The organism is Pseudomonas sp. GOM6 (genome assembly GCF_029537485.1).
Lineage (GTDB): Bacteria > Pseudomonadota > Gammaproteobacteria > Pseudomonadales > Pseudomonadaceae > Aquipseudomonas.
In genome coordinates this window covers 234,932-246,512 of sequence record NZ_JARPUS010000007.1, presented here as the reverse complement: position 1 = coordinate 246,512, position 11,581 = coordinate 234,932, and the positions used below count along the sequence as shown (strand labels likewise).

Sequence of the window (11,581 nt, the reverse complement as noted above, 5' to 3'; positions counted from 1 at the left end):
AGAGCTGTGACCGGATCAGGCCGGCAGATTGAAACGGTGACCGCAGAGCAGGCAGAGGTTGTGAGCCAGGACATGACGGTCGAGCGATTCACCGAGCTGGGCACCGATCGCACAGCCACCGACGCTGCCGGCCAGGCCGCCGAGAATGGCACCCGATACCGAGCCGAGGGTGATGCCGACCGGGCCGGCGATTACGCCGAGCGCTGCGCCGGCCTTGCAGCGCTGACGCCACGTGCGAGGCCACCGACTGCGCCGATGGCCGCGCCAGCTTTCATGGCGTGATGGAAAGAAGCGACTTTTGGGGAGTGACAGCGGGGGCACTGCAATGACATGGGACGAACCTCCTTGGTGCTGATGTCATTGCGGTAATGTGTGACTGAGATTTTTTGGAATCGGATTGTCGTTTGGCTGGGTACTTAACTGTCGGAGTGGGCCGAAAGCGACCCGATGCACCCACTCTTCGCGATAGCGGCGTCCGGCCATCCTTATTCCACTTGCTTTCTGTCTAGAATGTCCGCACCTATACAGAGTTGGGCCAACAAGACTGGGGGCAGCCATGAGGCTAGAGTCATTCCGAGTTCGTAACTATCGCTCTATCAATGACAGTGGTGAGATCGCCGTCTCTCGGATTACAGCCCTTCTGGGGCGGAACGAGAGCGGCAAGTCGAATCTGCTTCGTGCGTTGCACAGTCTAAACCCGATTGCAGGGTTTGAAGCTTTGAGACCCATCAAGGATTTTCCCCGGCACAGGCGCCTAGAGGAGTGCACAGACGATACGCCCGTTCTGTCAACGACATGGATGTTAGACGATGAGGACAAAGAGGCTCTGCTTGAGCTTCTTCCGCGAGCCACGGAGGTGTCCCAGGTCGTCATCGGGCGCAGCTATGGCAAGTCTAGGACGGTGAGATTTCCCGAGCTCAAGGCGATTCCCTTCGACGAAACGGACATCAAAGGCAAGGTCAGAAAGGTAGCTGCGGCAGTGCGCGCTGCGGCGCAGAAGCAGGAAACGCCTGGTGCATTGGATGCGGCAGCCGATGCCTTCGAGACTGCTGCATCTGCCACGAGGCAGCGTGATATATGGGCCAGCCAGACTGTGGCGGCGGCGAAGGCTTTACGGACTGCGTTGGCTGGTGCTGATGCTGATTTGACTGACAAGCAGGAGGAGGTGCTCTCCGAGCTTGAGGAGCTGGCTGAGAGCATCGTGGGCGATAAGGCTGCCCAGCAGAAGGCTCGTGACTGGGCTGTTGGCGCAATTCCAAAATTCATCTATGTCGATGAGTACCCAGAACTTGATGGCCATCAAGACATCTCCGCCTACATCCAGCGGAAGTCTCAGGGGCGGCTTGAGGACTCGGACCAGAACTTTGAGAAACTGTGCAAGGTTGCAGGTCTCAATCCCGAAGAGCTTCAGAAGCTTCATGGGCAAAACGATCACGAAACCCGGAATCAACTCGCGAACCGTGCTAGTGCTGTTGTCACCGGCGAGATTAAACGACTGTGGAAAGATCGCGCGCTTAAGATTCGTTTCAACCTTGATGGCCAACACATCGACACAATCATCTCTGATCCAACGAGCACATACGACGTTGAAGTAAATCTCAACGACAGGAGCCGAGGCTTTCAATGGTTCTTCGCTTTCTACATCACGTTTTCGGCTGATACAGACGGAGGCCATGCGGAGAACGCGGTACTCCTGCTAGATGAGCCCGGCCTGTACCTGCATGCCAAGTCCCAATCAGATCTCCTCCATCATCTGGAAGTGGATTTCACCAATCAGATTCTTTACTCCACGCATTCGCCCTTCATGGTGCCGACGCATGCGCTGGACTCAGTCCGTACCGTTAACATTGCGGAGGAAGTCGGCACCACAGTCACGAACGACCCTACGGGAGATGCTAGGACGTTGTTTCCGCTCCAGGCGGCGCTAGGCTATGACCTAGCTCAGAGCCTCTTTGTCGGCCCCAACAATCTTGTTGTCGAGGGAGTTACAGACTTCTGGATCCTGAGCGCCGTCAGCGGCTATGCGTCCGAGAAGGGAAGAACTGCACTGAGTACCGCTCTCACAATGACTCCAGCAGGAGGCGCGCAGAAGGTCTCTTACATGGTTGCGTTGCTGACTTCGGAAGCACTCAACGTTTTGGTTCTTCTCGACACCGAGCGTGACTCTAAGGTGACCAAGGACGAGCTCCTCAAGGCGAAGCTTATCCGTGACCAGAACGTCGTATTCGTATCGGAAGCGTTCTCGCCCCAACCGAACGAAGCAGATATCGAGGACTTGCTCGACCCGGCGGTCTACGAGGCTCTTGTGCGAGAGAGCTATAACAAAGAGCTGAACGGGAAGGAGTTGAAGTTAAATGCCAATATCCCGCGCATCGCCAAGCGCATTGAAGCGGGCCTTGCAGATCTTGAAATCCCTTTCCATAAGACTCGACCAACACGACTGTTTCTCAAGAAAATGGCGACGGAACCGGAAAATGTGCTGCCAGAGCAAAGCCTTGGGCAATTCGAGGCGCTGTTTGCCTTGATCAACGGGCGATTGGAAAAGCACGTTGCTCGGGATCCAAAGCCCTTCGAGAGTTAAAAGTGAATAGGCCACCTCTACGGGTGGCCTGTTCATATCGGGTGTTGCGGGACCATGCGTCCATTCATGCGACGGGTGTGTATCACCTTGGCCAAGTCCTCCACTCTGTTTGTTCGACAGGGGTTAGCGTATCGATACGACCTTTCTGTCCCGATTTTCCTTGATGGCCGACATTGAAAGGTTGCCGGTAGCTGCTTGCTGGATGTGTTCGCTCCACCAAGCCATCATCGGACGTCTGCGCTTAACTCAGTAGTGCCAGCTAAGCGGCTCGTTTATAGTCCTCTGCTTTGACATGGGAGGAGCTATGCAAGTTAAGCCAGTAGGTCAACTCGTTTTCGAGATGAACGGCGTTGAACATCAAGTTTCTGCCAGCCAGCTGTCCCAAGGGGATCTGGAAAAGCAATCAGGTCTGAAAAATAAAGATGACTCGGAGGAGTGGTCAGTAACCTTCACAGCTGAGTCGGAGTTCGGTCAGTTTGTTTGGGTAGTGTCCTTTACCCTAGGCAATGAGGGGGGCGATGTTAATGATTCTGATATGGTTAAAAAGCCCAAAGGTGTAAAAGTGGTCAGGGACGTGTCTTTCAAGTCAGCCTAAGGGCTTTTCCTTTTTCCAGCTGTCCAGCATGTCCGCCCATCTCTGCATCATCATGGCTCGATCACTCAAATACTCGGCATGGTTGTAGGTGCGGCGGACAGCGTTTTGCTCGGTATGGGCGAGCTGTCTTTCGATCCAGTCTGCTGAATAGCCCATCTCATTGAGTCTGGTGCTGCCCGTTGTCCTCGTGGCATGCGGGCTGTATTTACCTCCCCAGCCAAGTGTGTTGAGCATCTGGCGGAATGAGGCCGCAACCATTGGGCGGGTGCGTACGTCGCGGTGAGGAAATACGTGGGTGTATTTTCCTGTTATGGAATGCAGGCCTCGCAGTATTTCGACTGCCTGTCGCGGCAGTGGCACTGTGTGATCTTTGCGCTTTTTCATCCGTTCGGCGGGAATGCGCCAAAGCGCCTTCTCCAGGTCAAACTCTGCCCATTGAGCCTCTACAGCTTCATTGGGGCGGCAAAGAGTCAGCCACATGAGCTGGAAAGCGCAGAGGGTCTCATGGCGCCCGCCGTGAGATTCGACATCGCGTAACAGTTGGCCAATTTCTTCGGTGGAGAGAGGGCGTTTGTGCTGAGTCTTGTTAGCTGGCAGGGCTTTTCGAACGGGGTGTACCGGGTCGGTGCTGGCTCGCAGCGTGGAAATTGCCAGCTCGAAAACTCCGGACATGCTCCGCTTGGCTTCCTGGGCAACAGATGGGCCATTGTCTTGAGTAGCTGCTCTGAGCACTTCCAGAATGTGCACGGGGGTGATGGCCTTAATCGGCAGATCGCCTATTTTGGGAAAAACGACGCGTTCAAGCATGTTGAGTCGTCTGGACTTGGTGATCTCCTCCCAGTCCTTCAGTGAAAGCCACTCTTTGGCGACGGCTTCAAACGTAATGGCCTTCTCGTGGTCGCGCTTCACCCGCTCCTGTTGCCGGTGGTGCGCGGGATTGATGCCCTGTATGACTAGGGCGCGGGCTTTCACGCGCTCATCGCGTGCCTCCGCAAGAGTGAAGCGGCGCCCTTTGCGGCGCTCTTCGGCGTGCTCGGGTGATTCCCCTTTGGGCGCGATTACATAGTCCCCAATCGCGAACACGCTTTCCTTCCTGCCGGTTCCGTCGTTCAGCTCGAACCGATAGCGCCATGCCTTAACCCCGTTAGGCTTCACCTCAAGGTAAAGGCCATTGCCATCTGTGAGCTTGTAGGGCTTTTCCTTGGGCTTGGCGGTACGGCACTCGGTATCGGTAAGCGGCATGGCTGCTCAATCCTGTTATACCCGGTTATATGGGTAGGTGAATTTTTCGATACCCGGTAGCGTACCCGGTAAATATGCGGATCGTATAGATTCTTGTCGGACCTTTTCGGAAAAGAAAAACCCCTTGAGGCTTCATTTCTCAAGGGGTTCTGTGTCCGGTAAGGTCCGGTGAAATACAAATTGCTGTTTAGACGTTGAAGCGGAAGTGCATCACGTCGCCATCCTTGACGATGTAATCCTTGCCTTCCAGGCGCCATTTGCCGGCTTCCTTGGCGCCGCCTTCGCCCTTGTACTGGATGAAGTCATCGTAGGCCACGACTTCAGCACGGATGAAGCCTTTCTCGAAGTCGGTGTGAATCACTGCGGCAGCCTGTGGGGCGGTGGCGCCGATGCGTACGGTCCAGGCGCGGACTTCCTTCACGCCGGCGGTGAAGTAGGTCTGCAGGTTGAGCAGAGAGTAGCCGGCGCGAATCACGCGGTTCAGGCCCGGCTCTTCAAGACCCAGAGATTCGAGGAACATGTCCTTCTCCTCGCCGTCGTCGAGCTCGGCGATCTCGGCCTCGATTTTGTTGCAAACCGGCACGACGATGGCGCCTTCTTCCTCGGCGATAGCCTTGACCACATCCAGATGCGGGTTGTTGTCGAAGCCGTCCTCGGCGACGTTGGCGATGTACATCACCGGCTTGCTGGTGAGCAGGTGGAAGCCGCGGACGATCAGCTTCTCCTCGGGGCTCATGTTCTTCATCAGGCTGCGCGCCGGCTTGCCTTCGCTGAAGTGGGGGATGAGCTTCTCGAGGATGGCCTTCTGTGCCAGGGCTTCCTTGTCGCCACCCTTGGCGTTGCGGGCGACTTTCTGTAGTTGCTTCTCGCAGCTGTCGAGGTCGGCGAAGATCAGTTCGAGGTCGATGATCTCGATGTCACGCTTGGGATCGACGCTGTTGGCCACGTGGATGACGTTCTCGTCCTCGAAGCAGCGCACCACGTGGGCGATGGCGTCGGTCTCGCGGATGTTGGCGAGGAATTTATTGCCCAGACCTTCACCTTTGGAGGCGCCCGCCACCAGGCCGGCGATGTCGACGAACTCCATGGTCGTGGGAATGACCTTCTCCGGTTTGACGATGGCGGCCAGGGCATCCAGGCGAGGATCGGGCATCGGCACTATGCCGCTGTTCGGCTCGATGGTGCAGAAGGGGAAGTTCTCCGCGGCGATGCCGGATTTGGTGAGGGCGTTGAACAGGGTGGACTTGCCGACGTTGGGCAGGCCGACGATGCCGCAGTTGAATCCCATGATGTATCCCTCGCGGAGATGAAGTCGTAAAAAAAGGGTCAGGCTTTCTGGCTATGCAGCTTCTGCATGGCCTTAGTCCAGTCGCCGGCGAGCATTTCGGGCAGCACGCCCAGGGCGTTATCGATGCTCTTGTCCAGCAACTCCTGCTCGTTGCGCGGGGCGCGGCCGAGGACGAAGCCGGAGACCAGGCTGGCGTGGCCGGGGTGGCCAATGCCGAGGCGCAGGCGGTGAAAGCCGTTCTGATTGCCGCACTGCGCGATGATGTCGCGCAGGCCGTTGTGGCCGCCGTGGCCGCCGCCGGTCTTGAGTTTGGCGACGCCGGGAGGCATGTCGAGTTCGTCGTGGGCCACCAGCATGGCGTCTACCGGGATGCGGAAGAAATTCGCCAGTGCCGCCACGGCTTGACCGCTGCGGTTCATGTAGGTGGTGGGAATAAGCAGACGAACGTCGCGGCCCTGATGGCTGAATTTACCCACCAGGCCAAAATATTTCTTGTCGAGGGCAAGGCTGACGCGTTGGCTGTCGGCCAGGCGCTCAACAAAAAGGGCTCCCGCGTTATGCCGGGTCTGGTCGTATTCAGGGCCTGGATTACCCAGGCCGACGATCAGTTGTACGGCAGTCACGACGGGAGCCCCTTGCCAGGCGCGCGAGTATTACTCGGCAGCGCCTTCGCCTTCAGCGCTGTCATCCTTCACGCGGGAGGCGTGAATGTTGGAAACGGCCAGGTCGTTGCCGTGGGCCAGGGCCACCAGCTCGATACCTTTCGGCAGTTTCAGGTCGGACAGGTGAACGGTCTGGCCAACTTCTACTTTAGCCATGTCGACTTCGATGAACTCCGGCAGGTCTTTCGGCAGGCAGGAAACTTCGACTTCGTTGATGGTGTGAGAAATCTCGCCACCCTGCTGCTTGACGCCAACAGCAGTTGCTTCGTTGATGAAGTGCAGCGGAACGTGAGCGGTCAGCTTCTGGCCGGCGACAACGCGAACGAAGTCAGCGTGTACCACGTAGCCTTTGGCCGGGTGGCGCTGCAGGGCCTTGATCAGGACGTTCTCGGTCGCGCCGGCAACGTTCAGGGCCAGTACATGGCTGAAGGCAGCTTCGTTTTCCAGCAGCTTGGCCAGGTCTTTGGCCTGCAAGCTGATGGATTGAGCGGCTTTCTCGCCACCGTAGATCACGGCAGGAACCAGGTTTTCGTTACGACGCAGGCGGCGGCTCGCACCTTTCCCCAGGTCGGAACGCACGTCGGCATTCAGGGCAAAATCAGTCATTACAGTTCTCCAAAATAACCAAACCGCGTTCACGCTTGCGACCAGCGTTATGGGCGGTTGGGCAAAAAGCCCTGCACGGGGCAGGGCGCTTCACGTTCAGGCCTGTTCCGCTTAGCGGAACATCGCGCTGATCGATTCTTCGTTGCTGATGCGGCGAACCGCTTCGGCGATCACCGGGGCCATGTCCAGCTGGCGAATGCGCGAGCAGGCTTGGGCGGCAGCGGACAGCGGGATGGTGTTGGTCACCACCAGTGCGTCCAGCACGGAATTTTCCAGGTTCTCGATGGCGCGGCCCGACAGCACCGGGTGGGTGGCGTAGGCATAGACCTTCGAGGCGCCGTGCTCTTTCAGCGCCTTGGCGGCGTGGCAGAGGGTGCCGGCGGTATCGACCATGTCGTCGACCAGTACGCAGGTACGGCCTTCGACATCACCGATGATGTGCATGACTTCGGAGTGGTTGGCTTTCTCACGACGCTTGTCGATGATCGCCAGGTCGACGCCCAGGCTCTTGGCCACGGCGCGTGCTCGAACCACGCCGCCGATGTCCGGGGAGACGATCATCAGGTTCTCGAATCGTTGATCCTGGATGTCGTCGGTCAGTACCGGGGAGCCGTAGATGTTGTCAACCGGAATATCGAAGAAGCCCTGGATCTGGTCGGCGTGCAGGTCGACGGTCAGCACGCGGTCGATGCCGACGACAGTCAGCATGTCGGCCACGACTTTGGCGCTGATGGCCACGCGAGCGGAGCGCGGGCGGCGATCCTGGCGGGCATAGCCGAAGTAGGGGATCACGGCAGTGATACGCGTCGCCGAGGAGCGGCGGAAGGCATCAGCCATTACCACCAGTTCCATCAGGTTGTCGTTGGTCGGTGCACAGGTCGGCTGAATGATGAAAACATCCTTGCCGCGCACGTTCTCGTTGATCTCGGCGCTGATTTCGCCGTCAGAGAACTTGCCTACGGATGCATCGCCCAGAGGGATGTGCAATTGACGCACAATGCGCCGGGCCAGGTCGGGGTTGGAGTTCCCCGTGAAGACCATCATCTTGGACACGCGCAGTACCTGCCTGGGAGTGGTTCCGATGAACAAAAAGCTGTTCAAAAAGCCAAGCTCCTTGAACAGCTTCCGTGTGTATGGCAGGGGCGGCTGGATTCGAACCAACGCATGGCAGGATCAAAACCTGCTGCCTTACCGCTTGGCGACGCCCCTGTATTGCGTCCCGCATTCACTTCCGAGTTGCCGTTTCAAGACTGCGGTGCAAAGGAGACCTGTTGCAGCCGCGAGCGATGAAGCTCGGCAGGGTGTCCGGAAGTTGGCGCGAGACTTTATCAGCATCGGCCCGGTTTGGGAAGCTCCCAAACACACAAGCTCCGGTTCCAGTCATCTTGGCATCAACAAATTTGTTGAGCGTTTTCAGAGCGTTACGCACTTCGGCGTAGCGTTTCTCGACAACTGGCTGGCAGTCGTTATGACCACCCCCCTCGTGAAGGCTGCGAACTGTAATGGCGGGGGTATCACGTGTCAACTCGGGGTCGGCAAAAACTTCTGCAGTACTGATGTTGACTTGGGGGATGGCGACCAGAAACCAGGGTTCTGCAAGCTCCACTGGCTGCAACTGCTCGCCCACGCCTTCGGCGAAGGCGGCGCGGCCGCGGACGAATACCGGCACATCGGCGCCCAGGCCCAGTCCCAGCTGCGCCAGGCGTTCTTCGCCGATATGGGTTTGCCACAGGTGGTCGAGGCCGAGCAGGGTGGTGGCAGCATCCGAGCTGCCGCCGCCGATACCGCCGCCCATGGGCAGGCGCTTGTCCAGCCAGATGTCGGCGCCCAGTGGGCAGCCGCTCTCACCTTGCAGCTTATGGGCGGCGCGCACGATCAGGTTGCTGTCGTGAGGGACGCCTGGAATTTCGGTATGCAGGACGATTTTGCCGTCATCGCGCCGTGAGAAGCCCAGTTCGTCGCCGTAGTCGAGAAACTGGAACAGCGTCTGCAGCAGGTGATAACCGTCGGCACGGCGGCCGAGGATGTGCAGCATCAGGTTGAGCTTGGCCGGAGCGGGCAGGATCAGTTCGGCGTGAGAGGGAATGGCAGGGGTCGTCATGGGCGGTCGTAGCACGGATGCAATCCGGGGCTTTGCTGGTGTCGTCCCGGATTGCATCCGGGCTACAAGTTCATCGGTTCACTGGCCCAGCTGGCGTGGCTGCCAGTCCTTGATCACCAGGGTGATGGCGAGATTACTGCCATGCAGCTTGATGCGCTCGGGCAGGGTGTAGCCATTCTGTTCGGCGTAGCTCAGGTACTGCAGTTGCCATCCGTCCTGCTCCAGCTGCGCCAGGTGGCTGCTGGCATCCAGGGTTACGCGGCTTTTGCTGCCGGGGGCGGGCAGGCCGCGTACCCACCAGAGCAGGTGGGAGATTGGCAGGCGCCAGCCCAACTGTTCTTCGAGTAGAGCCTCGGGTGATTCGGCTTCGTAGCGGCCCTGGTTGGCAACCTCCAGCAGCACATTGCCTTGGCGGCCAGTGAGGCGCGCTGCGCCGCGGCCCAGGGGGCCGGACAGGCGGATGTCGTAGTAGTCCTGGCGCTGCAGCCAGAACAGGGTGCCGCTGCCAGAGTCCTTAGGGGCACGAATGCCGACCTTGCCGCTGATCTGCCAGCCATCGAGGGCCGTGACCTGAGCCTTGTGAGCTTGCCAGAGTTTGGCGTCGCCCTGGCCTTCGACAGACTCGCGGCTGCTGAGACCGGCGCAGCCGGTTATAAGGGTGATCAGGCTGAAGACGAGGGCGTGGCGCAACATGGTCAAAGCTTCTCGGAACCGGTCAGGCGCTTGATGGTCGCGCGCAGGATAGGGCTGTCAGGTTGGTCTGTGAGGGCTTCTGTCCAGACTTTGCGAGCCTCCTGTTGTTTGCCCCGGACCCAGAGGACTTCACCCAGGTGGGCGGCCACTTCGTGATCCGGAAACTTGGCCAGGGCGGCGCGCAGGTAGCGCTCGGCCTCGTCCAGATTGCCCAGTCGATAATGAACCCAGCCCAGGCTGTCGAGGGTGGCAGGGTCCTCGGGGTTGAGCTGGTGAGCTTTCTCGATCAGCACCTTGGCTTCTTCGTAGCGGGTGGTGCGGTCGGCCAGTGTGTAACCGAGGGCGTTGAGCGCGGTGGCATTGTCCGGCTCGCGCTCGATGATAGTGCGCAGGTCGCGCTCCAGGCCGGCCAGGTCGCCACGCTTCTCGGCCAGCATGGCGCGGGTATAGAGCAGGTTGGTGTCGCCGGGGAACTGCTGCAGCGCTTGGTCCACCACTTGCCAGGCTTCGTCTACGCGCTGACGGTTGGCCAGGGCCTCGGACTCGATCAGGTACAGCTGGATGGCATAGTCGGGCTGGCTATCGCGGGCGCGGGCCAGGCGGCGGCTGGCCTCTTCAGCACGCTCGCTATCAAAGAGTATTTCGGTCTGGCGTACCTGGGCGGCCAGGTAGTCGTCGCCGGGGCCGACCAGCGCGTATTCGATCAGGGCGCTTTCGGTGTTTTCGCGCTGCTCGTAGAGGCGGCCGAGATTGAAGTGCGCGGCATCGACGTGGGCGTTGCGTGCTACCAGCTCTTCCAGGTGCACGGCGGCTTCGTCCCAGTCCTGGGCTTCCAGGCAGATCAGCGCCAGGGAGTAGCGCAGGTCGTCATCGTCGGGGAATTGCTGAACCAGGCCGGAGAACTCGCTCCGGGCGTCGTCCAGCCTCTGCAGTTCGACCAGTTGGCGCGCATAGGTCAGGCGCAGGCGTTTGTCTTCAGGGAAGCGTTCGATGCCTTTTTCCAGCAATGGCACGGCTTCATCGCCACGGTTCAGGCCTTGTAGCAGACGGGCGCGTAGCAGCAGCGGCGGGATCAGCTCCTCGCTGGCTGGGTGGTTCTCCAGCAGCGTCAGTGCTTCTTCGGGGCGGCCGTCCTGGTGCAGCAGCAGGGCTTTGCCGAACAGCAGCTGGCCATTATCCGGATACTTCTGCAGCAGGCGATCGAAGCTTTGCAGCAGGCCGGCGCGGGTGTCCGGGTCGGTTTCGGCAGCGGACAGGGCGAGGAAGTCGAAATGGGTATCGCCCTGGCCCTGCAGGACTTTTTCCATGTGCCCCATGGCTTCGTCGTAGCGACCGGCGCGAGCCAGTTGGATGGCGACGGCCCGCTGGGCATCGATATTGTCGGGTGCGTTTTCCGACCAGATCAACGAGCTGTCCAGGGCCGCCTGCTCAGCGCCCAGGTATTCGGCGATGCGGAAGGCGCGTTCGGCGACGCCGGGGTCCTGGGTGGCATTGGCCTGCTGCACGTAGTTGCCAAGGGCGATATCGAAACGGTCGCGCTGGCCGGCCAGCTCGGCGGAGAGCAGGGCGAACAACGTTTCCTCACTAAAGGAAGCGTATTGCTTGGCCTGGGCCGGTGGTGGGCTGATCGCCGTATCTTCGACCGGCGGCGTGCCGTCCGGGTTGGTGGCCAGGCTCTGGCAGCCGGCGAGCAGAAGGGAGGCGGTAAGCAGCGCGAGGGTTCTGTTCATGAGGGAAAGTGCGTTCCGTGGCGTGCTTGCATCATGACACAGACCCCGAGGCAAACCCAACGCGGTGGCGGGCTTTCTCGGGC

Annotated in this window: 10 protein-coding genes, 1 tRNA gene and 2 pseudogenes; 2 read left to right on the top strand and 11 right to left on the bottom strand. The window is 59.5% G+C overall.

Features of this window, described 5'->3' with window-relative positions; genetic code table 11:
* Window positions 1-15 precede the first annotated feature (15 nt).
* Window positions 16-275: pseudogene (locus P7A97_RS11080) on the bottom strand (hypothetical protein).
* Window positions 276-556: 281 nt separating this feature from the next.
* Between P7A97_RS11080 and P7A97_RS11075 the strand changes: the two are divergent.
* Window positions 557-2,581, top strand: coding sequence for an AAA family ATPase (locus P7A97_RS11075; protein ID WP_277689994.1), 2,025 nt, complete (start codon window positions 557-559; stop codon window positions 2,579-2,581).
* Window positions 2,582-2,704: 123 nt separating this feature from the next.
* Here P7A97_RS11075 and P7A97_RS11070 read toward each other — a convergent pair.
* Window positions 2,705-2,827: pseudogene (locus tag P7A97_RS11070) on the bottom strand (integrase); the annotation flags it as partial.
* A gap of 58 nt (window positions 2,828-2,885) precedes the next feature.
* Here P7A97_RS11070 and P7A97_RS11065 point away from each other — a divergent pair.
* Window positions 2,886-3,176: a hypothetical protein gene (locus P7A97_RS11065; RefSeq protein WP_103463256.1), complete on the top strand. Its 291-nt coding sequence runs from the start codon at window positions 2,886-2,888 to the stop codon at window positions 3,174-3,176.
* Here the strand turns inward: P7A97_RS11065 and P7A97_RS11060 are convergent.
* The 9 genes from P7A97_RS11060 to P7A97_RS11020 form a co-directional block, all read right to left on the bottom strand.
* The gene (locus P7A97_RS11060) at window positions 3,168-4,418 is read right to left on the bottom strand and encodes a tyrosine-type recombinase/integrase (protein WP_103463255.1); all 1,251 of its coding nucleotides are present in this window, start codon (window positions 4,416-4,418) and stop codon (window positions 3,168-3,170) included. The two genes, P7A97_RS11065 and P7A97_RS11060, sit on opposite strands and share 9 nt — an antisense overlap.
* A 187-nt stretch (window positions 4,419-4,605) precedes the next feature.
* Entirely contained in the window at window positions 4,606-5,706 is a 1,101-nt protein-coding gene (ychF, locus tag P7A97_RS11055) for a redox-regulated ATPase YchF (RefSeq protein WP_277689993.1), read from the bottom strand.
* Between the two features lie 38 nt (window positions 5,707-5,744).
* Window positions 5,745-6,329: an aminoacyl-tRNA hydrolase gene (gene pth, locus P7A97_RS11050; protein WP_277689992.1), complete on the bottom strand. Its 585-nt coding sequence runs from the start codon at window positions 6,327-6,329 to the stop codon at window positions 5,745-5,747.
* Between the two features lie 30 nt (window positions 6,330-6,359).
* A complete protein-coding gene (locus P7A97_RS11045) occupies window positions 6,360-6,974 on the bottom strand; it encodes a 50S ribosomal protein L25/general stress protein Ctc (protein ID WP_277689991.1) in 615 nt (204 codons plus the stop codon).
* A 111-nt stretch (window positions 6,975-7,085) separates the two neighbouring features.
* Entirely contained in the window at window positions 7,086-8,027 is a 942-nt protein-coding gene (locus P7A97_RS11040) for a ribose-phosphate pyrophosphokinase (protein WP_277690005.1), read from the bottom strand.
* Window positions 8,028-8,108: 81 nt separating this feature from the next.
* A tRNA-Gln gene (locus P7A97_RS11035) sits at window positions 8,109-8,183 on the bottom strand.
* A 16-nt stretch (window positions 8,184-8,199) separates the two neighbouring features.
* Window positions 8,200-9,075 carry a 4-(cytidine 5'-diphospho)-2-C-methyl-D-erythritol kinase gene (ispE, locus tag P7A97_RS11030; RefSeq protein WP_277689990.1) on the bottom strand — a complete coding sequence of 292 codons (876 nt, stop codon included), beginning with the start codon at window positions 9,073-9,075 and terminating at the stop codon, window positions 8,200-8,202.
* A 78-nt stretch (window positions 9,076-9,153) separates the two neighbouring features.
* Window positions 9,154-9,768, bottom strand: a complete 615-nt coding sequence (gene lolB, locus P7A97_RS11025) for a lipoprotein insertase outer membrane protein LolB (RefSeq protein ID WP_277689989.1) — start codon at window positions 9,766-9,768, stop codon at window positions 9,154-9,156.
* A 2-nt stretch (window positions 9,769-9,770) separates the two neighbouring features.
* A complete protein-coding gene (locus P7A97_RS11020; RefSeq protein WP_277689988.1) occupies window positions 9,771-11,498 on the bottom strand; it encodes a tetratricopeptide repeat protein in 1,728 nt (575 codons plus the stop codon).
* Between the last annotated feature and the right edge of the window lie 83 nt (window positions 11,499-11,581).